The organism is Streptomyces sp. NPDC031497, assembly GCF_055580905.1.
Map to the genome: position 1 here is coordinate 16,427 of NZ_JBVIKO010000046.1, position 26,953 is coordinate 43,379.

Annotated in this window: 18 protein-coding genes, 2 tRNA genes and 4 pseudogenes; 8 read left to right on the top strand and 16 right to left on the bottom strand. The window is 68.7% G+C overall.

Features of this window, described 5'->3' with window-relative positions; all coding sequences use genetic code 11:
- Window positions 1-35: 35 nt before the first annotated feature.
- From ACZ5K7_RS46880 to ACZ5K7_RS46890, 3 genes are all read right to left on the bottom strand, one after another.
- Window positions 36-1,862, bottom strand: coding sequence for a trypsin-like serine protease (locus ACZ5K7_RS46880; RefSeq protein ID WP_468924548.1), 1,827 nt, complete (start codon window positions 1,860-1,862; stop codon window positions 36-38).
- Between the two features lie 137 nt (window positions 1,863-1,999).
- Entirely contained in the window at window positions 2,000-4,810 is a 2,811-nt protein-coding gene (locus ACZ5K7_RS46885) for a S8 family peptidase (RefSeq protein ID WP_468924551.1), read from the bottom strand.
- 146 nt (window positions 4,811-4,956) lie between these two features.
- A complete protein-coding gene (locus ACZ5K7_RS46890; RefSeq protein ID WP_468924554.1) occupies window positions 4,957-6,618 on the bottom strand; it encodes a phospholipase A2 in 1,662 nt (553 codons plus the stop codon).
- 193 nt (window positions 6,619-6,811) lie between these two features.
- Between ACZ5K7_RS46890 and ACZ5K7_RS46895 the strand changes: the two genes are divergently transcribed.
- Window positions 6,812-7,441: a hypothetical protein gene (locus tag ACZ5K7_RS46895; RefSeq protein ID WP_468924557.1), complete on the top strand. Its 630-nt coding sequence runs from the start codon at window positions 6,812-6,814 to the stop codon at window positions 7,439-7,441.
- A gap of 319 nt (window positions 7,442-7,760) precedes the next feature.
- Here ACZ5K7_RS46895 and rho read toward each other — a convergent pair whose 3' ends face one another.
- From rho to ACZ5K7_RS46930, 7 genes are all read right to left on the bottom strand, one after another.
- Entirely contained in the window at window positions 7,761-9,800 is a 2,040-nt protein-coding gene (gene rho / locus ACZ5K7_RS46900; protein WP_468924560.1) for a transcription termination factor Rho, read from the bottom strand.
- A gap of 404 nt (window positions 9,801-10,204) precedes the next feature.
- Complete coding sequence (gene thrB, locus ACZ5K7_RS46905; protein ID WP_351710476.1) at window positions 10,205-11,134, bottom strand: homoserine kinase; 930 nt, start codon at window positions 11,132-11,134, stop codon at window positions 10,205-10,207.
- A gap of 397 nt (window positions 11,135-11,531) precedes the next feature.
- The gene (thrC, locus tag ACZ5K7_RS46910; RefSeq protein ID WP_468924564.1) at window positions 11,532-12,590 is read right to left on the bottom strand and encodes a threonine synthase; all 1,059 of its coding nucleotides are present in this window, start codon (window positions 12,588-12,590) and stop codon (window positions 11,532-11,534) included.
- Between the two features lie 6 nt (window positions 12,591-12,596).
- Window positions 12,597-13,889 (bottom strand): homoserine dehydrogenase, encoded by a 1,293-nt coding sequence (locus tag ACZ5K7_RS46915; RefSeq protein WP_351710472.1) that lies wholly within the window; start codon window positions 13,887-13,889, stop codon window positions 12,597-12,599.
- Between the two features lie 309 nt (window positions 13,890-14,198).
- Entirely contained in the window at window positions 14,199-15,590 is a 1,392-nt protein-coding gene (lysA, locus tag ACZ5K7_RS46920; protein ID WP_468924568.1) for a diaminopimelate decarboxylase, read from the bottom strand.
- A 19-nt stretch (window positions 15,591-15,609) separates the two neighbouring features.
- The gene (gene nrtL / locus ACZ5K7_RS46925; protein ID WP_468924571.1) at window positions 15,610-16,647 is read right to left on the bottom strand and encodes an ArgS-related anticodon-binding protein NrtL; all 1,038 of its coding nucleotides are present in this window, start codon (window positions 16,645-16,647) and stop codon (window positions 15,610-15,612) included.
- Window positions 16,648-16,933: 286 nt separating this feature from the next.
- Complete coding sequence (locus ACZ5K7_RS46930) at window positions 16,934-17,425, bottom strand: response regulator (protein ID WP_468924574.1); 492 nt, start codon at window positions 17,423-17,425, stop codon at window positions 16,934-16,936.
- Window positions 17,426-17,577: 152 nt separating this feature from the next.
- Between ACZ5K7_RS46930 and ACZ5K7_RS46935 the strand changes: the two genes are divergently transcribed.
- Window positions 17,578-17,649: transfer RNA gene (locus ACZ5K7_RS46935), tRNA-Arg, on the top strand.
- Window positions 17,650-18,004: 355 nt separating this feature from the next.
- Here ACZ5K7_RS46935 and ACZ5K7_RS46940 read toward each other — a convergent pair.
- Together ACZ5K7_RS46940 and ACZ5K7_RS46945 are read right to left on the bottom strand one after the other, a co-directional pair.
- A complete protein-coding gene (locus ACZ5K7_RS46940) occupies window positions 18,005-18,616 on the bottom strand; it encodes a hypothetical protein (RefSeq protein ID WP_468924577.1) in 612 nt (203 codons plus the stop codon).
- 228 nt (window positions 18,617-18,844) lie between these two features.
- Window positions 18,845-19,440 (bottom strand): annotated as a pseudogene (locus ACZ5K7_RS46945) (tyrosine-type recombinase/integrase); the annotation flags it as partial.
- Between the two features lie 36 nt (window positions 19,441-19,476).
- On the opposite strand from ACZ5K7_RS46945, the gene ACZ5K7_RS46950 reads away from it, so the two are divergent.
- Entirely contained in the window at window positions 19,477-20,022 is a 546-nt protein-coding gene (locus ACZ5K7_RS46950) for a hypothetical protein (protein ID WP_468924580.1), read from the top strand.
- Window positions 20,023-20,163: 141 nt separating this feature from the next.
- On the opposite strand, the pseudogene ACZ5K7_RS46955 reads toward ACZ5K7_RS46950, so the two are convergent.
- Window positions 20,164-20,741: pseudogene (locus ACZ5K7_RS46955) on the bottom strand (tyrosine-type recombinase/integrase); the annotation flags it as partial.
- Window positions 20,742-20,955: 214 nt separating this feature from the next.
- A complete protein-coding gene (locus ACZ5K7_RS46960; RefSeq protein WP_351710460.1) occupies window positions 20,956-21,930 on the bottom strand; it encodes a quinone oxidoreductase family protein in 975 nt (324 codons plus the stop codon).
- A gap of 113 nt (window positions 21,931-22,043) precedes the next feature.
- Here ACZ5K7_RS46960 and ACZ5K7_RS46965 point away from each other — a divergent pair, with 113 nt between their 5' ends.
- From ACZ5K7_RS46965 to ACZ5K7_RS46980, 4 genes are all read left to right on the top strand, one after another.
- Window positions 22,044-22,388, top strand: coding sequence for an ArsR/SmtB family transcription factor (locus ACZ5K7_RS46965; RefSeq protein ID WP_351710458.1), 345 nt, complete (start codon window positions 22,044-22,046; stop codon window positions 22,386-22,388).
- An 89-nt stretch (window positions 22,389-22,477) separates the two neighbouring features.
- The gene (locus tag ACZ5K7_RS46970; protein ID WP_468924585.1) at window positions 22,478-22,843 is read left to right on the top strand and encodes a hypothetical protein; all 366 of its coding nucleotides are present in this window, start codon (window positions 22,478-22,480) and stop codon (window positions 22,841-22,843) included.
- Window positions 22,844-23,213: 370 nt separating this feature from the next.
- Window positions 23,214-23,294 (top strand) — tRNA-OTHER (locus ACZ5K7_RS46975).
- Between the two features lie 609 nt (window positions 23,295-23,903).
- Window positions 23,904-24,209, top strand: a complete 306-nt coding sequence (locus ACZ5K7_RS46980; RefSeq protein WP_468924587.1) for a hypothetical protein — start codon at window positions 23,904-23,906, stop codon at window positions 24,207-24,209.
- Between the two features lie 488 nt (window positions 24,210-24,697).
- On the opposite strand, the pseudogene ACZ5K7_RS46985 reads toward ACZ5K7_RS46980, so the two are convergent.
- Both ACZ5K7_RS46985 and ACZ5K7_RS46990 read right to left on the bottom strand, forming a co-directional pair.
- A pseudogene (locus tag ACZ5K7_RS46985) lies at window positions 24,698-25,096 on the bottom strand (tyrosine-type recombinase/integrase); the annotation flags it as partial.
- A gap of 86 nt (window positions 25,097-25,182) precedes the next feature.
- A complete protein-coding gene (locus tag ACZ5K7_RS46990; RefSeq protein WP_450973653.1) occupies window positions 25,183-25,434 on the bottom strand; it encodes a hypothetical protein in 252 nt (83 codons plus the stop codon).
- A gap of 757 nt (window positions 25,435-26,191) precedes the next feature.
- Between ACZ5K7_RS46990 and ACZ5K7_RS46995 the strand changes: the two are divergent.
- A pseudogene (locus ACZ5K7_RS46995) lies at window positions 26,192-26,863 on the top strand (GntR family transcriptional regulator); the annotation flags it as partial.
- Between the last annotated feature and the right edge of the window lie 90 nt (window positions 26,864-26,953).

Genomic DNA, 26,953 nt, shown 5'->3' on the forward strand with positions numbered 1-26,953 from the left:
CGGGCGCGCGGGGCGAACCCCGCTCACCAGGTATTTCAGCCGAAGATGTCGTACTGCTGGAAACCGGTACCGAGCGACTTCCTTGTGCCGAAGATCTCACTGGTCGCCTTGCCGGTACCCGGGTAGAGGTACAGCGTGCCCCCGGTCGTACGGGCCAGCAGGTCGGCCTTGCCGTCGCCGGTCAGGTCGCCGACCGCGGCCAGGGTGTTGAAGCCGGTCCAGCCGGAACGGACCTTCACCCGGGCCGAGAAGAGGCCGGTGCCGGACTTGCCGGTGCCCTTGTACAGGTAGAGGTCGCCGCCGCTGCTCTTGCGGGCCAGCAGATCGGCCTTGCCGTCGCCGTTGAAGTCGCCGACGCCGCGCAGCTGGTTGTACTGGCTCCAGCCGCCGCCGATCCGGACGCGGGTGCCGAAGGTGCCGTTGCCCTTGCCCGGGTACAGCCACAGGACACCGCCGGAGTCCTCGGAGAGCACGTCGGGCAGGTAGTCGCCGGTGAGGTCACCGGGGATGATGGTGGCCTTGCGGGTCTTCCAGTTGGTGAAGAGCTTCGTGGTGACCCAGGAGCCGTCGGTCTGGGCGCTGTTCAGCGCGAAGTGGTACCAGTAGACGTTGCCGTTGGAGGCCAGCCGGTAGACCAGGTCCTGGAAGCCGTCCCGGTTGAGGTCGGCCTGCAGGACGAGGTTGACGCCGGTGAAGTCGCCCCAGGAGGCGCTGGAGGTGGGGGCGGTGAGCGAGGTGCCCTTCGAGTCCAGCTCGTAGCCGACGTGGGTCGACGACTTGCGGGCGAACAGGTCGGCCTTGCCGTCGTTGCGCCCGTTGAACAGGCTCAGGTTGGAGTCGGCGATCTGCGCGTAGGCGGCACCGACGTAGGTGCTGACCTTCGTGAAGACGCTGTAGGCGCCCTTGGCGACACAGTCCTCGACGCCCCAGGAGACCACGCCTACGATCCGGCCGCCGACGACCAGCGGGCCGCCGGAGTCGCCGTTGCAGGCCGAGGTGGTGCCGGTGTCGGAGCCGGTGGCGGGCTTGCCGGCGCAGACCATGTGGCCCTTGACGAAGTCCGTGCTGCCGTAGGCGGCGGTGCAGGTGGTGTCCGAGTCGATCGGCAGCGTGGCCGTCTTCAGCGTCTCGGAGATGTCCTGCGTGGTGGAGCTGGTGCGGCCCCAGCCGTAGACCTTGGCGCTGGTGTTCGTCTTGTAGGAGGTCGTGTCGGTGTTGGTCGTCATCCGGATCGGCGTGGCCTTGACCGGGGCGGCCAGGGTGAGCACGGCGATGTCGTTGTTGGGGGCGCCATGGCTCGACACGGTGTACGACGGGTGGTTCCACTGGCGCAGGACGGCGGAGACGGTGCCGTCAGTGTTGGTGGTGGGCAGCGAGGCGGTGCCGGTGATCACCACGGACTTGGTGGTGCTCCACTTGAAGCCCTTGACACAGTGTGCGGCAGTGAGGATCTTCGTGGGCGAGATCACCGAGCCGCCGCAGAAGAAGGCGACGTCGTCACTGGTGCTGGTGGTGCCCTTGGTGTCGTCGTACCAGAGCTGGGCCATCCAGGGCGCCGAGGAGATGGTGGTCGTACCGCCACCGATGATCTTCGGTGAGACGGCGGAACCACTGCTCGACGTCTTCGTCGTGGTGGTCTTGCCGTTGACGGCGGCGACGGCGTCGGCCGCGCGCTGCCTCAGCGTGGCCTGCGACGGCGAGCTGGCGACCGGCTTGACCGTGGGCGTCGGCTGGGTGGCCGCGCTGGCGGACGTCGAGATCAGCGCGGCGGTGACGGCCGCCGCGACACCGGCCGCGGCGACGGGCAGCGCGAACCGTATCCGGCGTCTGTGCCGACCGCTCCCGGACGTGGGTGTACCCACCTAAGTCCCCCCTCGGGATCAGGATTTCGAGATTCGGACAACCGACCGAAGAGCGAGATCGTACACCGGCACGGACAACGCCAGCAGGAGTGCCTCCGGGTGGGGAGCCGCCCCCTCACAGGAGGGGGCGGCCGTGCTCATCGGGCGGACATGCCGAAACGCAGCCCGGCGGCCGGGAGGCCACCTGTGCCCGGTGCGTAGGTGGTGACCGGCTGTGCCGTGCCTCCGGTCACGTTCGCCCACGGCATCACGTACAGGGAGCCATAGGCCCCCGGTCCGTAGGGCATTCCGATGTAGAGGCTGGACCGAGTGCCGTACAGGCTGGTCCCCGTGCTCTGCGCGGCCGTCGGGGTGCCCGGCATGCCAGAGGCGTTGCCCGCCTCGATCCACCGGTCGGTGACACCCGGCGCGCTGCGCAGACCGAAGACCATCACGGCGCCCGCGTCGGCGACCGTGCCGATGTCCTCGCCCGGCACGCCGACGGCCATCACCAGGCTGGAGTCGGTCGCGGTCGTCCCCGGGTCCCGGTTGACGACGGACACCTGGGCACCCATGCGGTCACCGGCCTCGGGTGCTCCGGTGACGTCGTCGGGGGCCTGGTCGTAGCCACTGTTGATCTCCAGGATCGCCGGAGAGGCGTTCTTCTCCACCCTGACCACGACGGCCCGTCCGGCGTCGGCCTTGACCGCTCCCCCGTAGGTGACGTCCTTGCCGGGTATGCCGATGGCGATGTAGGTGGCGCGCCTGGGCCACGGCAAGCCCTGGAGGAACAGCGCCTGGGTGGCCGACACTGATGCACCGAACTGGTCCCCCGCCTCGGCCGCACCGCTCACTGCCGGGCTGGCCTCGTCGACGGTTCCCACCTGGGCCGGGACTCCGCTGTCGTTCAGTGCATGGGTCATCACGTCGACCTGACCCGCCGCCACCTCGGACGGGTTCGGGCTCGGGCCGGGCACAACGCCCTCGCCAGGTATGCCGACCACCACGTACTCGGGGCTCGCGGCGACGGAGGAACCGAACTTGTCGCCCGCCTCCAGAGTTCCCGCCACACCCGAACTGCCCTGGACCAAAGTCCGGTTGATGCTGCCGCGCAGATAGAAGACGGCTCCTGCGTCCGTCTTGCCGTCGATGTCCTCACCCGGGACACCGATGACCAGGTACGGCTCCTGGTCGAGCGTGAGGCCGGCGGCGACGGCGGCGCCCATGCGGTCCCCGGACTCCGAGGCGGCGGCGAGGATGCCCTCCGCACCCGTGCCCTGCTCGAGGTGGAGTGCCGCCTTTCCGGTGCCGAGGCCGCCGGAGGCTCCGTAGATCACGTCCACGGTGCCGGCGTCCGTGGCACTGCCGATGTCCTCCCGTGACGTGCCGACGACGAGGTCGGTGCAGCCGTCCATGTTGTAGTCGACGGTGGCGAGGGAGTCACCGAAGTAGTCGTTCGGCTCGGCGTCGCCGGGCACCGAAGCCAGATCCTGGTTCAGCTCGGACGTGCCCTTGGCACCGCCGTAGACGACCCGCACGAGGCCGGCCTTGGCGTCACCGCCGACCGCCGCCTCGGGGTCGGCAACGGCGATATCCTCCTTCTTGTCGCAGTTGAAGTCATTACCGGTGGTCGCCGGCTGAACGGTCGCGCCAAGCGCCTGGGCGACGTTGATGCGGGGTGTGTCGGCGCCCGTGTAGGTGATGGACTTTCCGCTGCCTTCGAGCCGCGACTCCAGGTTCGCGACGCTGTCGTTCGGGAACGCCTGCCGCAGGATCGCGAGGGAGCCGGCCACGTGCGGCGCGGCCATGGACGTACCGCTCTTCGAGGCGTACCCGCCGCCCGGGACCGAGGAGACGATGCTGGTGCCAGGGGCGAGGAGGTCCAGCAGCGGGCCCCGGTTGGTGAACGCGGACAGCTGGTCGTCGTCGGTGGTGGCACCGACCGTGACCGCTGAGGTGACGCAGCCGGGGGCGCTCACCGCGTCGGTGTACCCGTTGTTGCCGGCCGCTACCACGGTGGCGACCCCGGCGGCGAGCAGGTTGTCGATGGCCGACTTGCGCGCGTCGTTGTCGCAGGCGGTGGCGTACCGGCCGGATCCAAGGCTCAGGTTCGCTGCCACCACGGGTGTCCCGGATTGTCGCAGTTGCAGCACCTTCTCCAGGGCGGCCAGCTGGGCGCTGGTGAAACTGCCCACGCAAGGTGTGGCGCCGGCGCCGCAGTAGTCCTCGGAGTCGAACTTACTGAACACCTGGAGGGCGATAATGTTCGCGCCGGGGGCGACACCCCGCTTAGGGGCCCCGGTGATGCCCTCGCCGTTTCCGGCGATGATGCCGGCCACGTGAGTCCCGTGATCGCATTCGGCGATGGTCGCGCAGGGGCCGGTCCCGGAGTCGGCCGTGCCCGTCCCCTCCTGGTGGTCAGTCCCGTCAGGACAAAGGCTGGTGGCGTTGAGGTCGGGGTCGGTCGTCGAGAAGCATGCCTCGGAGATGACCCGGTCCTTGAGGAACGGGTGGTGGGTGGCGATCCCCGTGTCCAGGACGGCCACCACACTGCCCGCACCGGTCATGCCCTGTGCGTAGGCTTGGTCGGCACCGATGATGGGGACGCTCTCGTCCAGCGACGGCCGCGCCGGGACGTCCTCCGTGACGCTGACCACGCCCGGCTGGGCGGCCAGCTGGTCCAGCCCGCCGCGGTCGACCTTGAGGGTGACGACCGGCAGGGTCGTGAACGACTGCACCGTCTGACCGGCCGACGCCGCGGCGGAGAGGTCCGTGCGGTTCTCGGTGACGACGTTGACGCGGGCGATGCCGCCGGACGAAGTCGCGTCGTACAGTGGCGGATCAATCGGATCACCGGTCGTCGCGGCCGCCGCGGCGGCGCTGTGCGGCACAGCGGCCTGGGCCGGCACGGCGCCGAGCGTCGCGGCCGCCACCACGGTGACGACCGTGATCCATAGGGGTTTTTTCACTGAAACTCCGGTGGGAAGCGGGCATGGCTGAGCCCGCTGACGCGTATGTGAGGAAGAGCCGAGCGCGAAAAGGCCGGACGGCGAAAGGTTCCGTCGTCCGGCCAGACCGCTCGTAGGCGTGATCGGTCAGAAGGCGGTGCCGGGGATCAGGTGGCGTTGGCGCCGTTCTTCGGGTTGCCCTTCAAACCCACAGCCTTGTAGTAGATGTACGCGTAGCTGTAGCAATCAGGCCTTGACAGGATGAAGTAGGCCTTGCAGCTGTATGTCTTCATCGTGGTGTGGAAGGCGTTGTCGACGTTCGACTTCTTGCTGCGGTCGAGGTAGTACTTGTAGCCCTTGTATGTGTTGCCGATCAGGCCGTAGCCGTAGTCGTGCATGTCGCACGCGCTCCGGAAGTTGAAGCCGCCCGGCTTGCTGATGTTGGGACCCGGGGTGCTGCAACCGTCGTTGTTGATGCCCACCACCCAGTTGCCGGTCGGCGTCTGCTTCCAGAGCGGCTTGTGCCAGCCGTAGTGCGCGGCCCACGCGGCGCAGCCGTCCTCGAGGTACCACAGCCAGTCCGTCGCGCGGTTGCAGTGGCGGGGGTAGGCCTCCGGGTCGGAGATCTCCCCGCTGGTGAAGTCCGCCGCCGGCGGGGCGGTGGCGGCCGGGTTGGTGATGTCGGCCGCGCCCACGAAGGCCGACTCGGCGGTCGGACGCGCGGGGCCGTCGGCCTCGACGTTCGGGGCGGCCGAATCGCCCGGGAACGTCAGCTCCCAGGCGCCGTTGGACGGCGAAGTGACGTCGGAGACCCGGCCGGTGGAGTCGTAGGCGTACGAAGCGACCGGCTCGGTGGCCTCGACCGGGTTGACCACTGAGCGCAGCAGACCCGAGGCGTCGTAGGAGTACCGCGCGAGCGTCTGCGTGGTGGTACCGACAGTGAGGCTGATCTCCTTGGCGCGGCCCGCGAACTCACCGGGGGTCGTGCCCGTGGCGGTGGTAGCGGTCGAGTACTTGACCGACAGCGACTGCGCGGGAGTGTCCCCGGCGGCGGCCTCGTTGACGGTGGAGATCCGGCCCTGGGCGTCGTAGCCGGCGGTGGAGAGGCTGCCGTCGGCAACGTTGCCAACGCCGGTGACGCGCCAGGTGTCGGTGGCCCCGGCGACCTGCTTCCAGGTGTAGGCGGGGGTCAGCGTGGCGATGCCGACGGGAGCGCTGCCGTCGGTGTCGGCGGACTGATCCGCGTCCACAGCCGACGCCGGCGCGCCGATGACCTCGGAGGCGGTGGACACCAGGGTGCCGGTCGCCTCGTCGAACTTGGTGGTCACGGTGAGCTTGCCGCCCGCGGTGGTCGCGTACTTCTGGACTCCGCCACCGCTCGGGAAGTCGACACTGCTCGTCAGGGTGTAGGTGATCGGAACGTTCGCGTTGAGGTCGGTGACGACGACGGAGTCGGCCTTCTGCTCCAGCTTGCGGTTGAGCTGGCCCCCCATGAACTCGGCTTCCCAGCCTGGGCCGAAGACGCCCATGTCCGGGCGGGTCGCGGGTGCGGACTCCGGCTTGGCGACACCACCCGCCTGGGCGTTGACCGTGTGGCTGCGGCTCATGAGGCCTTCTGCCACATCTGTCTCGTAGATCTCGAAGGACTTGTCCGCGGTCGAGTAGACCCCGGGACCGACCTGCTCGGTTTCGCCCTCCGCCAGCGGCGGATCGACAACTGTGGCCGTCAGACCGAGCGATGAGCCCGTGGGTGCCGCCCCCGCAATCCCCTGTGGAATCAGCAGCGACAAGGACAGCGCGGCGAATACGGGTACCGCAATTCTGCGCACGAGTTCCCCCCTCGTGTAGCAAAGCGTGAATGATCTGAATGATCGCTGCGGACACTAGATCAACTCTGATCACTTTCACAAGCACCAGAAACGGAATACACAATCCCGCTTCCTTTGGGCAGGCAAAGCCGGCCTGTGTAAATGAGTACGCGTACTCATGCGCGGCGCGGGGCGGCGGCCGGAGACTGCGCGCATGACACCCATCGCTGCCCCCATCAGCGCGTTCGCCCACCTTCGGCGCGCCCTCGCGGCCGCCGCCCTCGCCGCGTTGGCACTTACCGGCTGCGGAAACAACGGGTCGGGTGACAGCGGGAGTGCCACGCAGTCGACCTCCGAGCAGGCGGCGTTCGCGGTGATGCTCGACAAGGTCGCGCAGCCGTGCGCTTCGACCACCGGGTCCGCGTCCGGACCTGCGGGCACGGAACCGAGCGGTCCGGAAGGGGAGCAGAGCCTCGCCCCCGGCGAGACTCCCCCGGCTGAACCGATCGAGCCCGGCGCCCCCACGGGGCCGCAGTTGAGCGAACGGGATCGGTGTGCGAGCGTCCAGCACGAACAGCGCATCATCCAGGCGCTACAGGCAGTCTCGGAACCTACCCCCGCCAAAGTTCGCAAGAGCTTGAACGGCCTCGGCTACATCGACGAGCGCATCCACGGCCTCAAGCAGGACGGCAAGGTCACGCGCTTCTACCTCGACCTGCGCGAGAAGGGCGGCCGACTCTGCGAGGCGGGTACGGCGGCGGGCGAGGAATCGGACGTCACCCCGTGCGTAGCTCCCGCCACAGGGTCGTTCGCAGTCAGGAAGCTGTTGTCCGACGGGACGTGATCACCCGCCTTCCGCCGAGACCGGTTTTCGGCCGCACCGGCGGACCGGAGACCGCTTCACGCGAGTGGAGCCCGGCGCCGGATGCGGGGACCACGGGTGCGGACCGCCCGGGCGGCACCGATCAAAATGAGCCCATCCACGTTCGCCGCTCCCGCGGCCAACCCCTTTACCTTGGTAAAGTGAAGGTAAAGGGGTCGGATTGATTTGACTGGCATTCACGGTAAAGGACGGACCAGGGCCCTTCCGGGCACCACAGCACAAAAGGGCCGCCCCCTGCGGCTTGCAGGGGGCGGCCCTTTTCTTTGTTCTACGACAACGCTCAGTCGCCGTTGCCGGGGGTGGGCGTCGTCTTCTGAATCTGCATCAGGAACTCGGCGTTCGACTTCGTCTGCTTCATCTTGTCGAGCAGCAGCTCGACCGCCTGCTGCTGGTCGAGGGCGTGCAGCACCCGGCGCAGCTTCCAGACGATGGCGAGCTCGTCCGGAGCGAGCAGGATCTCTTCCTTACGGGTGCCGGACGCGTCGACGTCCACCGCCGGGAAGATGCGCTTGTCGGCGAGCTTCCGGTCGAGCTTGAGCTCCGCGTTGCCGGTGCCCTTGAACTCCTCGAAGATCACCTCGTCCATGCGGGACCCGGTGTCCACCAGGGCGGTGGCGAGGATCGTGAGAGATCCGCCGTCCTCGATGTTGCGGGCCGCACCGAAGAAGCGCTTCGGCGGGTACAGGGCGGTCGAGTCGACACCACCGGACAGGATGCGGCCGGAGGCCGGCGCTGCGAGGTTGTACGCACGGCCCAGACGCGTGATCGAGTCGAGCAGCACGACCACGTCGTGGCCCAGCTCCACCAGACGCTTGGCGCGCTCGATGGCCAGCTCGGCGACCGTGGTGTGGTCCTCGGCCGGGCGGTCGAAGGTCGAGGAGATGACCTCGCCCTTCACCGACCGCTGCATGTCGGTGACCTCTTCCGGACGCTCGTCGACGAGGACGACCATCAGGTGGCACTCGGGGTTGTTGTGCGTGATCGCGTTGGCGATCGCCTGCATGATCATGGTCTTGCCGGTCTTCGGCGGGGCCACGATCAGACCGCGCTGGCCCTTACCGATCGGCGCGACGAGGTCGATGATGCGGGTGGTCAGCACGCCCGGGTCGGTCTCCAGACGGAGCCGGTCCTGCGGGTACAGCGGCGTCAGCTTGTTGAACTCCGGGCGGCCACGGCCCTGTTCGGGCGCCATGCCGTTGACGGAGTCCAGGCGCACGAGCGCGTTGAACTTCTCGCGGCGCTCGCCCTCCTTGGGCTGGCGGACCGCACCGGTGACGTGGTCACCCTTGCGCAGACCGCTCTTGCGGACCTGGGCGAGGGAGACGTACACGTCGTTCGGTCCCGGCAGGTAGCCGGAGGTCCGGATGAACGCGTAGTTGTCGAGGATGTCCAGGATGCCCGCGACGGGGATCAGGACGTCGTCGTCGGTGAGCTGCGGCTCGGCGCCGCCGATCTCGTCGCGGCCACGACGGCCCCGGCGGTCCCGGTAACGGCCGCGACGGCCACGGCGGCCGCCGTCGAAGTCGTCGTCGTCCTGCGGGCCGGCGTTGCGGTCCTGACGGCCGCCGCTCTGCTGCTGCGGCTGCTGCTGACGGTCCCGGTCCTGGCGGTCGCGGTCCTGACGGTCCTGACGGCCGCCCTGGCCGGCGCCCTGCTGCTCGTCGCCCTTGTTCCGGCGGTCACGGTCCCGGCCGCGCTCACGGCGGTCACGGCGGCCACGGCCCTCGCCGTCGGCGTCGCCCTGCGGCTGCCCGGCGGGCGTCTCGGCCTTCGGCTCGCTCTTCGCCTCGGCGACGACGGTCTCGGCGCCGCCGGCGGTGGGGCTGCCGGCCTCGGCGGTGGCCCGGCGACGGCGGCGCTCGGCCGGCGCGTCCTCGCCGCCACGCTCGGCGTCACGGGCGGTGCCGCCGGCGGGCTGGCCGGGGATCTCGATCTGCTGCTGGGCCACGGCCTGCTCGGCGGGGGCCTCGGCGGCCTGCTCCGCCTGCTTCTCGGCGACCTCGCCGCCCGTACGGGCCTTGGAGGTGGCCCGGCGCTTCGGCTTGGTCTCGGTGGCGCTCTCGGTGGCCTTGGGGGCGGTGCCCCCACCGGCCTGCGCCTCCTTGATGACCTCGATCAGCTGGCTCTTGCGCATCCGCGCCGTGCCCCTGATACCGAGGCCGGACGCGACCTGCTGAAGCTCTGCCAGCACCATGCCCTCGAGGCCGGTACCGCGGCGCCGCCGGGAGCCGGCACCGGTGGCAGGCGCGGAGGCGTCCGTGGCGGGCGCGGCAGCGGTCTCCTCGACACGTGCGCCCATCAGATCGGTGGTGTCGCTCACGAAGGGTCCTTCCCTGGAGCGGACGTCGGCCTGTCTGGCTCGGCGACCGGTTGTGCTGTCCGGCTGCGGTCCTTGCTGTGTGGACCGTGCCGGGGCGGTGGTCCGCCAAAGCGGCGGAGAGAATTTCTGGTGACGGCGCTTCCTCAGCCGTGGCACCCGGTGTCACGTGGCGTGGTAGCACCAATTCCGGAGCGTGCCCAGCGGCCCGCCCAGTGCCCGCGTACGACGTACTGCCCAGGTACGACATACGAAACGCTGAGTGGCTTGGGAGACTCCCGGAAGAATGTCTGTCCCGGACGGGGACGTGAAGCACCTCGCCATGGTGGGGTCGGGTGCAGACTTGAGGTTAACACTACCGGATCCAACAAACATTCCCCCTCTCCAAATCCGGCAACCGTGCGCAGTTAAATGTCACCGGCGGGCGCAAGCGGTAGGACGCTCGCTCCCTGGACATCGAGTTTCAGCCGGTTGGCGGCCCAGTCCGAGCCCGCCAGGGCTTCGATCTTGTCGGCGCTCGCGGCGTCGGCGAGCGCCATGACGGTGGGTCCGGCCCCGGAGATCACGGCCGGGATGCCGTCGGCGCGCAGCCGCTCCACCAGTGCCGCGCTCTCCGGCATGGCCGGTGCGCGGTACTCCTGGTGCAGACGGTCCTCGGTGGCGGGCAGCAGCAGCTCGGGGCGCCTGGTGAGGGCCTCGACGAGCAGGGCGGCACGGCCCGCGTTGGCGGCGGCGTCGACGTGCGGCACGGTGCGCGGGAGCAGTCCGCGCGCGGTCTCGGTGAGGACCGGCTTCCCGGGCACGAAAACCACCGGAACGATGGAATCGGCGGGCTCCATCCTGATCGCCCGGGCGGCGCCGGACTCCATCCAGGAGAGCGTGAAGCCGCCCAGCAGACAGGCCGCGACGTTGTCGGGGTGGCCCTCGATCTCGGTGGCCAGTTCGAGGAGCGCGGCGTCGTCGAGCCTGGCCTCGCCGCCTATGGTCACGGCACGCGCGGCGACGATGCCGGCGCAGATGGCGGCGGAGGAGGAGCCCAGGCCACGGCCGTGCGGGATGCGGTTGGCGCACACGATCTCCAGGCCGCGGGGCTGTCCGCCCAGCAGGTCGAAGGCGGTGCGCAGGGAGCGTACGAGGAGGTGGCTCTCGTCACGCGGCAGCGTCTCGCTGCCCTCACCCGCGATGTCGATGTGCAGCCCGGAGTCGGCCACCCGTACGACGACATCGTCGTAGAGCCCCAGCGCGAGGCCCAGGGCGTCGAAGCCCGGACCGAGGTTGGCGCTGGTGGCGGGGGTGCGCACCCGGACGGCGGCGGCGCGGAACGCTGGACCGGCCATCGCTCGATGACTCTCCTTGAGCTGCGTGATGGTCGAATGACACTCGATAGGTACCTGAGGGAACCTCGGGCCGCGGAGGCGGCACGGCACCGCGCCATATGCGGAGGCATATGCAGCGGGCGGGTTCGGTACAGCCTATCGAAGGAAGGTTCTGTCGCGACATAGGGCGCACAGGAGGCGCACGATGCGTGTCGTAAGCCCCCCGTGCCCCTTCCTTAGGGAGTCCCCCGTTTAGGACGCCGCGGTCTGTTCACCGGTTGCCCGCCGGGGGTTGGCCGAGCGTTGCCCGGGCGCCGCTCGTGCGGTTCCCGGGCGCCGCTCGTGCGGTTCCCGGGCGCCGCTCGTGCGGTTCCCGGGTGCCGCTCTAGTGGTTCCCGGGCGCCGCACGAGCGGTTCTCTAGGCGAGCCCGAGCCGCTCGGCCGCGGCGGCCGCGTCGACGGGCACGGTGACCGGCTGCGGAGCGCCGGCGACGGCCCAGTCGGGGTCCTTCAGGCCGTTGCCGGTGACCGTGCAGACGATGCGCTGGCCCGGGTCGACCTTGCCCTGCTCGGCGGCCTTGAGCAGACCGGCCACGGAGGCGGCGGAGGCGGGCTCCACGAAGACACCCTCCTGAGCGGCCAACAGCCGGTAGGCGCGCAGGATCTCACGGTCCGTCACCTCGTCGATGAAGCCCTCGGACTCGTCCCGGGCGGCGAGCGCGAACTGCCAGGAGGCGGGGTTGCCGATCCGGATCGCGGTGGCGATGGTCGAGGGGTCCTTGACGATCTCGCCGCGCACGATGGGCGCGGAACCGGAGGCCTGGAATCCCCACATCCGGGGGGTCCCGGCGGCGATCCCGTCCGCGGCGTACTCCTTGTAGCCCTTCCAGTACGCGGTGATGTTGCCCGCGTTGCCGACCGGCAGGACGTGGATGTCGGGCGCGTCGCCGAGCATGTCCACGATCTCGAAGGCGGCGGTCTTCTGCCCCTCGATGCGCACCGGGTTGACCGAATTGACCAGCGCCACCGGGTAGTTCTCGCTCAGCTTGCGGGCGAGGGTGAGGCAGTCGTCGAAGTTGCCGTCGACCTGGAGGATCTTCGCGCCGTGCACGAGGGCCTGGCCCATCTTGCCGAGCGCGATCTTGCCCTGCGGCACGAGCACGGCCGAGACCATGCCGGCGCGTACGGCGTAGGCCGCGGCGGAGGCGGAGGTGTTGCCGGTGGAGGCGCAGATGACCGCCTGCGCACCCTCCTCCTTGGCCTTGGAGATGGCCATGGTCATACCGCGGTCCTTGAAGGACCCGGTGGGGTTGGCGCCCTCCACCTTCAGGTGGACCTCGCACCCCGTGCGCTCGGAGAGCACCTGCGCGGGCACGAGGGGCGTGCCGCCCTCGCGGAGCGTCACGACCGGCGTGGTGTCGGAGACGGGCAGCCGGTCCCGGTACTCCTCGATGATTCCGCGCCATTGGTGGGTCATTGCTGGTTACTCTCCTTCAACCCGCATGATGCTGGCGACACCCCGCACGGTGTCGAGCTTGCGCAGCGCCTCGACGGTCCCGGACAGGGAGGCGTCGGAGGCCCGATGGGTGACGACGACGAGGGAGGCCTCGCCGTCCTTGCCCGTCTGCCGAACCGTATCGATGGAAACCCCGTGCTCGGCGAACACGGTGGCGACCTGGGCGAGAACACCCGGTTTGTCGGCGACGTCGAGGCTGATGTGATAGCGCGTGACGACATCGCCCATCGGCGACACGGGCAGGGCGGCGTACGCCGACTCGCCGGGCCCCGTTGCCCCGCTGAGCCGGTTGCGGCAGACGGCGACCAGGTCGCCGAGGACCGCGGAGGCGGTCGGGGCGCCGCCGGCGCCGGGACCGTAGAACATCAACTGGCCGGACGCGTCGGACTCGACGAAGACGGCGTTGTACGCGCCGCGCACGGAGGCGAGCGGGTGGGTCAGCGGAATCATCGCGGGGTGCACACGCGCGGTGACCGAGCCGCCGTCCGCCGCCCGCTCGCAGATGGCGAGCAGCTTGATGGTGCAGCCCATGTTCTTGGCGGAGGCGAAGTCGGCGGCGGTGACCTCGGCCATGCCCTCGCGATAGACGTCGTCGAGACGCACCCGCGAGTGGAAGGCGATCCCGGCGAGGATGGCGGCCTTGGCGGCGGCGTCGAAGCCCTCGACATCGGCGGTGGGATCGGCTTCCGCGTACCCGAGCGCGGTGGCCTCGTCGAGGGCCTCCTGATAGCCGGCCCCCGTCGAGTCCATCTTGTCGAGGATGAAGTTGGTGGTCCCGTTGACGATCCCCAGCACCCGGTTGACCTTGTCGCCGGCGAGGGACTCGCGCAGCGGCCGGATCAGCGGGATGGCACCGGCGACGGCGGCCTCGTAGTAGAGGTCCTTGCCGTTCTGCTCGGCGACCGCGTGCAGGGCGGCACCGTCCTGGGCCAGCAGCGCCTTGTTGGCGGAGACGACGGAGGCGCCGTGCTCGAAGGCGGTGGTGATGAGCGTACGGGCGGGCTCGATGCCCCCGATGACCTCGACGACCACGTCGATGTCCCCCCGCTTGACCAGCGCGGTCGCGTCCGTGGTGACCAGATCCGGGTCGATGCCCTCACGCACCTTGGAGGGCCGCCGTACGGCGACCCCGGCCAGTTCGATCGGGGCACCGATCCGCTGTGCGAGGTCGTCGGCGTGCGTCGTCATGATGCGCGCCACCTCTGAGCCGACAACCCCACAGCCCAGCAGCGCCACCTTCAGCGGACGCGTACGCATCATCCGACCTCGTTTCCTCATACCGTCTACGGTTGGACCAGTCTCACTCACCGGACGGGAGTTTCTACCCTTCGTCCGGATCGTGAGACATCTATTTCATTGTGCGGAGGCGGCAGACAGGAGATCTTCCGTCTCCGCCATCCGGTTCATCGGATGCCATCCGAGAATGCCGTCCGATCGCCGCCGAATGCCCTCGGATGCCGTTGAAGTGCCGACGGATTCCCATCGGATTCACGCCGGATTCACGCCGGATTGCCGTCGGAATGCCGTCGGCATCGGGGGTCATCAGAGGCCGTCGGATGTCATCCGACGTCATCCCACGTCGAGGCGCAGGAGGTCCTCCTCCGTCTCCCGGCGGACGACGACCCGGGACTCGCCGTCGCGGACCACGACGACGGGCGGCCGGAGCACATGGTTGTAGTTGCTCGCCATGGACCGGCAGTAGGCACCGGTGGCCGGTACGGCGATCAGGTCACCGGGTGCCAGGTCACCCGGCAGGAACGCGTCCTTCACCACGATGTCCCCGCTCTCGCAGTGCTTGCCGACGACACGGGCGAGCATCGGCTCGGCGTCGCTCGTCCGCGACACGAGAGCGACGCTGTACTCGGCGTCGTACAACGCGGTCCGGATGTTGTCGGACATGCCGCCGTCGACGGAGACATACGTCCGTAGCCCGTCGAGGGGCTTGATGGTGCCGACCTCGTAGAGGGTGAAGGCGGTCGGCCCGACGATGGCCCGTCCCGGCTCGACGGAGATACGCGGAGTCCGCAGCCGGGCGGCCTCGCACTCCCGGCTGACGATCTCGGTGAGCGCCTTGGCGATCTCGTGGGGCTCGCGGGGGTCGTCGTCGCTGGTGTAGGCGATACCGAGGCCGCCTCCGAGATCGATCTCGGGGAGCTCGACGCCGTGCTCGTCACGGATGTCCTTCAGCAGCCCCACGACCCGGTGCGCGGCGACCTCGAAGCCCGACATGTCGAAGATCTGCGACCCGATGTGCGAGTGGATCCCGATGACCTCCAGCCCGTCCAGCTGCAGCGCCCGCCGTACCGCCTCGGCGGCCTGTCCCCCGGCCAGCGGAATCCCGAACTTCTGGTCCTCGTGCGCGGTGGCGATGAACTCGTGTGTGTGTGCCTCGACGCCGACGGTGATACGGATCTGCACGCGCTGCCGCCTGCCGCGGGACTGGGCGATGTGGGCGACCCGCACGATCTCCTGGAACGAGTCGAGCACGATCCGTCCGACGCCGGCCTCGACCGCCCGCTCGATCTCCTCCGTCGACTTGTTGTTGCCGTGGAAGGCGATCCGGTCGGCGGGCATCCCGGCGGAGAGGGCGGTGGCCAGCTCGCCGCCGGAGCACACGTCGAGATTGAGCCCTTCCTCGTGCAGCCAGCGCACGACGGCCCGCGACAGGAAGGCCTTCCCGGCGTAGAACACGTCGGCGTCGGGGCCGAAGGCGGTGCGCCAGGCCTGCGCCCGGGCCCGGAAGTCGGTCTCGTCGAGGACGTAGGCGGGGGTGCCGTGCTGCTCGGCGAGGGTCTTCACGTCGACGCCGCCGACCGTGACGGTCCCCTCGGCGTCACGGGTGACGGTCTGGGCCCACACCTTGGAGTCGAGGGCGTTGAGGTCGGCGGGCGGGGCGGCGTAGTGCCCTTCGGGCAGGACGTCGGCATGACGGGGCCCGGCGGGATGTGCGGAACGGCTCATTGCTCTTCTGGCGCTCTCTTCAGAGGTGATCGGGTGCGTCGATGCCGAGCAGGGACAGGCCGCCGGCCAGCACCGTCCCGGTGGCTTCGGCGAGGGCGAGCCGGGCGCGGTGGGCGGCCGAGGGTTTCTCCTCGCCACGGGGCAGCACGGTCGGCAGGAACGGCAGCGCGGCATCGGCGAGGGTGACGAGATGCCTGGCGAGCCGGTCGGGGGCGCGGTGGGTGGCCGCGGCGGTGAGGATGCGGGGGTAGTCGGCGAGGGCGGTGACGAGGGCGCCCGGGGCGCCGGGGACGTCGCCGGGTTCGGCAGCGAAGCCGAGCCGTCCGGCACCGCGGCCGACGGCTCGCGTCCGGGCGTGGGCGTACCGCACCCGGAACAGCGGGTTGCTCTCACGCTGCACCAGGTGGTCGGCGGTGATCCGGGGCCGGTCGTGGGCGGCGGGATGCAGCAGGGCCCACTGGGCGGCGTCGGGCCCGAGCGGGGCCGGGTCCTCGGGCGCCGGCACGGGCCGGAGACTGACGGGCTCACCGTGACCGACCTCGCCGCGACCGACCTCACCGCGGCCGACCTCACCGCGGCCGCCCTCGCCGTGGCTGACCTCGCCGCGGCCGCCCTGGGTCGCGACGATCCGTACGACGGCGTCGGCGACGACCTCGGCCCGGACGTCGTACGGGACCCGCAGCGCGACCACCCGCCCGGCGAGGGCGTCGCCGTGGCCGTAGCAGGGGCCGAGGGCGCGGATCTCGGCGACCAGGGTCGCCGTGGGGGACGCGGTGGGCGTGAGGGTGATGTTCAGGAACCCGGGTCCGGTGACGACGACGTCACCGACGCCGACGGCATTCGCGAGATGGGGCACCAGGATCTCGGCGACCCGCATGGGGGGCTGCCCGGCCGGGCGGGCGAGCTGCAGCGCGATGTTGGTGGCGTAGTCCCCACACCCACCGGGCCCCGGCGGCGTGACCACGGCCCGCTCCGGCACGCTCACACTCAGCTCACCCTCGTCAACAGCACGACGCACCGCGCGCAGCACGGTACGGGAGAGCTCGACGGGCGTCACGGGACAAGCCTAGGGGAGGAGGGGGCTGGGCAGGCGACCCGGCTTGGGAGGCTGTCCGGGATGTGGACGCGGGGGCGGCACGGGCGGCAGGGGCTGCGCACCTGTGGGCTTGCGGGCGGGATGGGGTACGCAGACCTACGGGCCTAAGTGCTCACGACTTATGGCTTACGGGTCCACGGGTCCACGGGTCCACGGGTCCACGGGTCCACGGGGTTGATGCGGGCCGCAGGGTCATCGGTTGCATGGCCGCGGGTCCCTGGGGGTGAACTCACGGCTGGGGGCGAACTCACGGGTATACGGGGTTGCCCCCGGCCCGCTCCCCGGAGAACTCGACCTCGCCATCCTCGCCACCTGCGCCGCCGTCTCCCCCGCGCTCCCGCTCCTCCGACGCCTCCGGCCCTCGCCGCCGCTCCATCAACTCCTTTACGAGCCGCACCAGTTCGGAGGGTTCGAAGGGTTTGGCGAGGAAGGCGTCGACACCGACGTCGAGGCCAGTCTCGACCTCGTACTGGGTACAGGCGCTGACGATGGCGAGGGGCAAGTCATGGGTGCGGGGGTCGGCACGGAGCAGAGCGGCAGTCCGCAGACCGTCGAGCCGGGGCATGACGACATCCAGGGTGATCACATCGGGCCGCACCTGATGAACGACATCCAGACACTCGGCACCATCGGCCGCGGTCACGACCTCGAGACCCTCCAGTTCGAGATTGACCCTGATCAACTGCCGGATGACCTTGTTGTCGTCCACAACAAGCACCCGACCCGACACCCCTGGCACAACTCGAGAGTAGGTCCGGACCGGCCACCGCGTCCGGGTTTTCCGGACTTCCGCCCGCGCGGGGAGCGCCCCAGGGAAACCCGTTCCTGATCACCCCGACCGAGCTGGTAGTGTTCTACCCGTCGCCGCGAGCAAGCAGCTCAACGCCAGACGCCCCCGTAGCTCAGGGGATAGAGCAACGGCCTCCGGAGCCGTGTGCGCAGGTTCGAATCCTGCCGGGGGCACTCGCCTAGGAACAGCAGAGATCAAGCGCTGACCAGGGCGGATGCCGAGAGAAGAGGGCGGGAGTCAGTCTCACTGACTCCCGCCCTCTCTTGTTGTCTCTCAGCGGTCGCGACACACCTCCGACACACCCCTTAGGGTGGCCCGCCCTGCGAGCGGACGACTCTTGGCGCTCGCTGCGCAAGTGGCTGCCCCCTTGCCGCCCCCTACCTGGCGTTACCGCATCCACGAACCGGCCCCTCTCCCGCCGAGCAGCTCCTTGGCGCTCAGCCCACCGCCATCGGCGCCTCATTCCCCCGCCATAGCGGAGACCACACCGTCCATCACGGACCGCCGCAACCCACCCTAAGAAGATCTTCAGATCGCAGCAATTCCCGACCAAATAAACATGCCAAGCCCGCAGATAAATATCGCGATCCACACACCATGCAGAACTTTCGCCGTCTTCAAGATTGACGCCCAACCGCTGGCACCCTCATTCAAAGGTGCAACGGTTCTATCCTTCATACTTGACATATCGGGATACGGGTCGAACGGGCCGGAATTCTTCACTCTTGAGTGCCTTCTCCACTCGTACTCCACGCTAGCCATGGCAACCGGGATATTTAGGGAGCTCTCGACCGCCCGTGCGGCCATATGGCGGATTTTCACATACGAGCAACCGGCCTCGGTTACCGAGCGCCAATAACCGATCAGCCTATTCGAAAGAGCTCCGAAGAACATAGCCAACAAGCCCAAAGTAGCAAGCCCGATGTAGATCTTGTGTCCGCCAAGGTGTACCGGCTTCGCATGCGCCAACCACGGAACGACGACAGCCAGAATTGTTATAAATGCGGCGTTAGCCCCCATGAAGAGAGAATTTCTAGCCTGCCCCAGAGTGTCTTCATGGGAGTATTGCTCCCAGGCAATTTTGTATATGGTTTGAAGCCATTCATCTGACTGTACGCCGTCGACCGACTCTCCGGCCATGACCTCACTCCTTCAAGGACTGACACATACCTATGGAAACCCATGAAGCTTATTCCCGCACCTCGAGACTGGCGTGGTCTTGATCGAACGCAGTACGGCCTCCTCGACGGTCTCGTCGCCGAAACCAGGCTCGACCCCCAAACCGCCGTTACCTCAGTAAAGATCTCTAGAGGGCGGCCGGAATCCCGGGCCGCCCTCCACGTGTAACGAAGAGCGGGGACGCGCGACCTACGGTTTTGTCGTGTCGCCGTCTTCCTCCAGTGCTTTCGTAATTTTGGCGTTGGCGGCTTCCTCATGGCCGTCGATACAGCCGAGATACCGACGGTGGATCACTTCGGGCGAGTTGCCGACCCGCCGGGCCACCTCAGCGATCGGTACCCCGGCGTTCAGCCAACCCGCTCGGGCGGGAGCGCGTACTCCCGCGCTTCCTCCCACACCCGCCAGTAGGTAGAAGAGCCGACCACTCCCCCGCGCTCGTTGCCGAACACGCGTCCTTCGTTGGCCGTCACGAACTCCTTCAGGTGCACCCGGAGCATGGTGACCAGGACTGGAGGGATGGGCACCGGCCGGTTGCTGGTTGCCTCCCGCGCCTTCAGGCCCCGACGGTCGTAGCGCTCCCCGGAGTCAGTCCACTGCTTGCCAGAGACAGGCCGTGTCTCCCGCAGCGTCAGCGTGCCCCAGCCCTTCTCCGGCAGGTGGCAGTCCGACAGCCGTAGCCCGACCGCCTCAGCAGGACGAAGCCCCGCGTAGTACAGGACCGCATAGAAGGCCACCAGGCGCCGCCCACGGCAGCGATCCCATGACCAAACGTAGGAGACGGCGGTGCCCTCGTTGGTGTAGGCGGCACACTGGCCTCGTCAGTGATCACTCAAGTCCTCGCCCAGCGAGCGGAGTCGCGGAGGTCGGACCGGGAGGAACGGGTCCGCATCGCGGAGCAGCAAGCTTCTGAAGATCAGCGCAAGATCGATCAGTTGCGGAGCTGCTACGTTCAACTGAACGCCCATGATCGCTACTACAGAGACGCCATGCTGGCGTACGCCTACGCGCTCAAATCGGGATCCGCCGACGCAGAAGCGGCGGAAGTGAATAGTGCACGACGAGCTCAACGAGACACCCGTGCTGAAGCTCAGCTGGTGGCAAGCGACGCGGTACTCGAACTCGAAAGTCGAGTGAATGCCCACCTCACAACCGCCTACAAGGACCTGATGGAGGTGGCCGGCGAATCGGACCCCTCGGCTCGTCAGGTGAGGCTCAACCAGGTCATCCACCTCTTGGACTCGATAATCCCCCAGCAGGGGCACGTGCGAGCACGTATGCGCCTTGATGTGCGTGCCACTCAGGAGTTCCCGGAATGGTACGACCCCGAGATCGGTCTGACGACGCGTCATCAGACCAGCCACCGGTGATCTACAGTGACGTTGTCGGAGGCGTAGGCCACCGGACGTCCCTGGGGTCTACGCAAACGTCCGCATCGTCCTGAAGAGCCGCGAATGAAGCGTAGGTCCCCGGACATATCCGGGGACCTACAGGTCGAGCAACGCCCGTACTCACTCGTATTCGCGCAACAGCTCCTCGATCTTGCGATTGGCGATCTCCTGCCGACCGTCGATGCACTTCGCGTAGCGGCTCAGCAGGACCTCGACGCTGTTGCCTGCGCGCTCGGCGACCTCGGTCGCGTCGACGCCGGAGTTGAGCCAGGTCGACAGCGCCGAATGCCGGAGGTCGTACGGACGGACGGCGAACGGCGAGCGGCGAGCGGCGAGCGGCGAGCGGCGAGCGGCGAGCGGCGAGCGGCGAGCGGCGAGGCGAAAACGGCCGGCGGGAGCGCCAGCGCACGAGCCTCCTGCCACACCCGGAAGTACGTCGACGAGCCGACCACTCCCCCGCGTTCGTTGGTGAACAGGCGCCCATCATCCGCTACGCCGAAGGTGTCGATGTGCTCCCGCAGAATCGCAACGAGGTGAGGCGGAATCGGCACCGGCCGGACCTCTTCCGCGGGCCGGTTCTTGAGTCCTCGATCGTCGTGCGTTTCACCGGAGTCAGTCCATCGCTTGCCGACACTGGGACGAGTGCTGTTCAGCAGCGCCGTTCCCCAACCCCTTTCCGGCAGCTTCAGGTCTGCCTCGTGGTCGCGCGCCGGCGGCAACGAGCGAGGCCACCCCAACGACCCGACCTGTCAGTACGCCGGAAGATCAATGGGGTGCTGGTAAGCCAAGCACTTCTACGCAGGGGGAGCAGTGAGTGTTTGATGCAGGTGAGATTCGTTCTCGCGTCCGGGGGCCCGCCCTGGGCCCGCGATGCCCCCAGGGTCATGGCGAGGGCCCCTTGAGCTGCCCCGCTCAGCCGCCCACCCGCAGCAGTAGCTTGCCCGTGCTCGTCCGTGCCCCCATCAACCGGTGGGCCTCCGCCGCCTCCTCCAGAGCGAACTCCGCCGTGACCGGCAGCGACACCGTGCCGTCCGCCACCTTCGCGAAGGCCTGCTCGGTCAGCGCGTGAAGCTCCGCAGGAGCCGTACGCGCCAGGGTCAGGATCGAGAAGCCAGCCACCGAGAGGCCCAGCGGGTAGAGCTCCGGCTGCCCCACGCTCCACGGCTCTGCGGAGCTCGCGTTGCCGAAGGAGACCAGGCGGCCGCGGGGGGCGAGGGAGACGAGGCTCGCCTTGAACGTCTCACCGCCGACCGGGTCGAGGGCAAGGTCGACGCCGCGGCCGTCGGTCGCCGCCCGTACCGCCTCCGCGAACTCACCGACAAAGACCTCGCCGTAGCCGTGCTCGCGTGCGTACGCCGCCTTGGCCTCACCCGACACCACCCCGTACACCGCCCCGGCACCGGCCGCCTCGGCCAACTGGCCAACCGCCGTGCCGATGCCGCCGGCCGCGCCCTGCACCAGCACGGTCTCGCCCGGCTGCAGCCGGCCCACCGCGTGCACCAGGGCGTATGCCGTCGGCAGCACCGTGGGCAGCGTGGCGGCCGTACGCAGGTCGACGCCCCGGGGCAGGGGGAACACGGCTGTTGCGTCGGTGATCGTCACCTCCGCGTAGGCGCCGCCGTCCGTCAGGGCGGTCACCTCCTGTCCCACGGCCAGGCCCTCGACGCCCGGACCGACCGCCCGCACGCGCCCGGACACCTCAAGTCCCGGCACGTACGGCAACCGCGGTACCCGGTAGCCCTCCGCGCGGGCTTTGAGGTCGGCGAAGTTCACCCCGGTATAGGCCACGTCGATGCTCACCCGGCCAGGGCCCGGCTCGGGGACCGGCACCTCGACCACCTTCAGGACCTCGGGACCGCCGTACTCCTGGAACTCGACCGCGCGCATGGCACAGCACCTCTCAGCGAGTGTTCGGTAGGAAGCGAACACTCGGGAGTGTATGGTTTTCATCGAACACTCGGCAAGCGGGTGCGGCGACGGCACCGACGCGGGAGGACGGCATGACTCAGCGCGTCGGCACCAGTCACCGGGCCGCTCCGGAGCACACGCACCCCGATGACGTGCTCGTCCTCACCGCCCTCGCCGCACTCGCCGACCCCGTACGGATTCAGCTGGTACGGGAGCTGGCCGGCTCCTGCGACTGGACCCGCAGCTGCGGCAGCTTCGACGTGCCCGTCGGAAAGGCCGCCCTCAGTCACCACTTCGCGGTGCTGAGGAACGCAGGCCTGGTCGAACAGCGCGACGAGGGACCCAAGCGGGTCAACCGGCTGCGCCGCGAGGAGTTCGAGGCCCGCTTCCCCGGGCTCCTCGATCTCGTGCTGAGTCCGGATCCGCGCGACCGGTAGCGCCTGGTGCTGTGGGCCAAGATGTGCTGACACATCGGGCAGGCCCTGGTCGAGCGGCCACTGTCAGACCCTTCCGGCATGCTCGTCCCATGCTGATTGCGACGACCAACCGGGGCCACGTGGTGAAGCGCCCCTCCAAGCCGGCGATAGGCACGATGCTCGCGAACCTGCGACGGGGCGACCACATGATCCTTGAGCGGCAGGACGAGGACCGGGAGGGTGACTGGTACATCCAGGTGCTGTTCCGCGACAACAACACCTACCAACTGGAGTACCGAGACGGCGTCGCCACAGAGCACTACCAAACCCTGACCGCCTCCCCTGAGAAGGCCTCTCAGGCCCTCCTCGACTGGGCGGCCGGCAAGCCGGACTGGCAGAACGGCTACGCGTGGAACAACATCGGCGCCATGTTCGCCACCCCGATCGTCAAGGCAACGGACCAGCCCACCCTCTAGCGTCGCGCTCCTGTCGATCATGCGATCAGGTCGCCGGGAGCCGAGACCGGCCACGCCTCGGCGAAGCCCGCGCCCTCCAGAAGACCGACGGCGCTGCGACCGATTTCATGAGGCACCAGGCATTGGATGTCTTCTCGGACGTGGGCGTACCGACAGAGGGGTACCAAGACCTCGACCAATCGCGGCAAGGCACCCGAGGCCGCCGCCGTGATCCTTGGTCGCAACAGACTCCCGACCACAGCAGGGCAAGCAGCCGATTCGCCGGCAGACACACGCCTCCACGGAACGGATTCAGCACACATGAGACCGGGAAACCGCGTGAAAACGTGAGAAGCACGGAGGAGCGTTTCCCTTGGTCAGGCACACTGCGGCCTTCATCTCCGCAGGTCACAGCCTCGCCTCGGGAAAACTCCTCAAGCGGGTGTCGCAGGTTCGAATCCTGCCGGAGGCACAGAGAGAAGGGCACCTACGGATGGCCGTAGGTGCCCTTTTGCGTCCAGGTCTGGCGACCGGCTCACCCGGTGAACACGACACGGGCGCCAGGGGCCTGGCGGATGTCGACCCGGGTCTGACTGCCTCGTCAACGCCGTGGAGGTACCGGCGCCCCTCGCCCCGACCCCGGCCTCCGGGCCGCGAAGGCTGCTTCCACCAAGGCGTCCCAGAGTCACGACGACACCCTGCTACCGATCGACCGGATCGCCGCGGACCGCAACGGGTCCCCCGAACAGAGGCCCCCGTCGTTACTGAAGCCATTGGGCCGTTCGAAGGGGTCGAGGCAGCGAGAGAGCCAAGAGTGTCACGGACCGTCAGCTGCTTTTCCCCGCTCTCAGCGTGATTCCAAGCTAGGACAGGACCGGCGCCCGGGCCCCTCCCCCCGCATCAATGGCCCATACAAGGGAGAGTTACGGATATATCTGCATTTAGTAATGTGAATCGTGTCCTTGGTCTGGTGTCGCCGTGGGGGGCCACAGTGTGGGGCCTCGGCACCGAGCCGGGAATTACGGATTGCATGCCCGGCCCCAACCAGGGTCGGTATGCACGAACGTGAGGTGACAGATTCATGTCTGTTTCTCGTACGACGGTCCGCCTGATCGCCACCTGTGTGGCTGCGGGCGCACTCGTCGGCGCGGCCGCCATGCCGGCCCTGGCCGCCGGAGCCGGCCACGACCGCGACAACGGGAGGGGTTACTCGCACAGTCACAGGAGCGACCACGACCACGACGGCCGCTTCAGCGACCGTGACCGGGGCCGGGGCTGGGACCGCGACCGCGACCGCGGTTGGGACCGGGGCCGCGACCGGGGCGTGCACCACGGCTGGTACAGCGACCGGCACCGGCATCAGGACCGCTACCTCGCCCACCGCTAGCCCGCCTTGGAGGCTGTGCTGTGACGCGGAGACCCACACCCTCTGCCAGCCGTCGTCACAGCCGGCACGGCCGCTGCACCCAGCCGGAAGGCCGAAGACCGGTCCTTGCAGCCATCGGCCCTCCGGCCACATGTCGCACCCTGCGGTCGTTGCCCAGTCACCGCGCCACCCACGTCCAGTAGCGGCCGGCCTTCCAGGGAAGCAGCGCGACGATATCGCCGTCAGTGACCGATCCGTCGAGAGCTACGGATCAGAAGGCTTCTGACATCCACGGCTGACATCAACGAGGCCGGACGACTGCAACCACCAGCGCTCCCGCACGACCGTCGGACCAGCCGCCGACGACCCCAGGAGTCGGCGTGGATCGAACTCCTAAAGCGGGTGTCGCAGGTTCGAATCCTGCCGGGGGCGCCAGCGCGCAGGCCCCGGACCGACCACTGTCCGGGGCCTTTGACATCTACTTCTCCTTCTGACATCAACGGCGTCGGTCACTGACGACCGGGACGCCTCTGCGGCAGCCGGTCCATGCGGCTCATGGCCTCGCACTGTGTGTTCCGGACGACGTGCGCGTAGACGTCCATGGTGATGCTGATCCGAGAGTGGCCGACGATCTCCATCATGATGCGGGGTGCTACTCCGGCCGCCGTGAAAAGAGCGGCTGTGCCGTGCCGGGCATCGTGCAGCCGGATCACGCGAAGGCCGGCGGACTGGGCAACGCGGGTGAAGGAGCGATAGAGATTGCCTGTCTCGACCGGGCGGCCGGTCCGGGTGGTGAAGACCTAGTCCGACTCCCGCCAGGTCTCCCCCGCTCTCGCCCGAGCCGTCACCTGCCGCATACGGTGCCAGCGCATGGGCGCGATGCAGAAGAGGGGCAGCGGAACTGCGCGTTCGTGTGTCAAACGAGCCCTCCAATAGGGTGACTCGTTTCAGTGGCCACCCTCGACGTCGCGGCATGGTGCTCGGCCTCGCAGGCTCATGGGCCGGAGCGCTCACGAGGCTGGCCAATCAGCGAGCGCAGCACCGGCACCGTAGAGCCGGCCGCGGTCAGCCCCGCCAGCACAGTGCCCGCGAGGGACACATCCGTCAGCGCGGTGAGGCCGCCGACGACCAGCCCGAGCACGAGCGCGGTCAGCAGAACGACGGTGGTGTGCAGGGACAGAAACGGCGGCTCCGCTTCAGAGCCGCTCCGCCCGGGCTGCGCCGGCGGCGGTGTCATCTGGGTCATGCCAGAACCATCACCCCAAACATGCCGCTCGCCTGCATCAATCGAACAAGCTGAGTGCTAGGCCGATCAGGACCGCCCACCACCGAACACATCACCGTCGGGTTCCGGGTCGTTTCGCTATGTTCAGTGCCGTTCAGGCGGGTCTAATCCGCTGGCCACACGCACGCACCGGGGGGATGACGTGGCAGCCAATGGCGGAAACGGTGGAGGCAGTTACGCGGCAATGCTGCAGGAGCTGGCGGCGGCGTTCACCGAGCTGAAGCGGGATCGTGAAGCCCCCTCCTACGACCGCATCATCGCGCGCGGAAAGAAGGTGTGCGGCGAACGGCATGCGATGTCGAAGGCCTCGGTGAGCGAGGTGTTCGCCGGACGGCGGGGCCCGGCCTCCTTGGACCGACTGCTGTGGCTAGTGCGCGCCCTGCTCTCCTATGACGACGGCGAAGAGGTCAACCCGCCCGAACGGCGTGACCCCGAATTCCGGGTCTGGAGGGACCGTTGGCGCACTCTGGAACGCGCCCGAGCCGCCGCCCGCCGTGCGTCTTCGGATGACGCGGAAAGAGTGCTCGCGGCCGGCCGGAACTCGGTTGCGGCCACCTCCCTGGTGGAAGGCATTGAGCCCGACGGCACATTCTTCCGGTCCGGAAGGCATCAGCGCGGAAGCACCTTCGAGCTCCTGAGCGATCGCCCCGCACCCGCCGCGCTACCCGTGGGAGATGACAGCGCAGCGCCAGCCAGTCGGGAGGCGCCGCCACCGGATACCTCGCTCGCCACACCCTCGCCCCTACGCCTCGCGGACGAGCCTCAGCCGACGACGGTCGGGCTGCCACCGAGGCTCGCGGAGGCGTTCGCGGCGCCGGAAGTCCGCGTGGACGTGGCTTGTCTGACCGCGGAGACGCTGATGCTGGCGCTGGGTGAACCGGTGCGGCTGATCCACGAAGGCCGCATCTTCCCCCGGTCAATCGAAGTACGGATACTGCTGCCCTCCCGAGAGATCAACCTGGCGTTCCCGATCTCTGCAAAGAGCCCCGGGGACGCATCTGTGAAGGTCCCCAACGACAACCTGATTCATCGGCGCTGGCTCGAGCAGCGCAATGCCCAAGGGCACGTCCTGCGTCACAATCTGCTGGCGCTGCGCTCGACGCACGGCATCGATGTCCGGGTAAATTTTCGTGCACTGCCCTTCACTCCTCCCGTGAAGCTGTACCTCCTCAACGGGACGGTGGCCCTGATGGCGTACTACATGCTCACCAAGCGGGAGGAGAAGGTGGAGAGCCAGGCCCTGGAGACGTACGACACCATCGGCGCCGCTTCGCTCCTCTTCTCCTTCGAGCGTCGGGCAGGCATGCGGGACGCGGCATTCGTTGACCAATCGCAGCAGTGGTTCGACGCCCTCTGGGAAACCATTGCGACGGACCTAAGACTCTCCTAGGGCCTGTCTGACAATTCCCGTCGTCGCCCGGAGGGCGGCCTCGCGGCGTCAGGTGCGTGCTCTCGGCGTGCCGGGCGTAGGCCCTCGTAC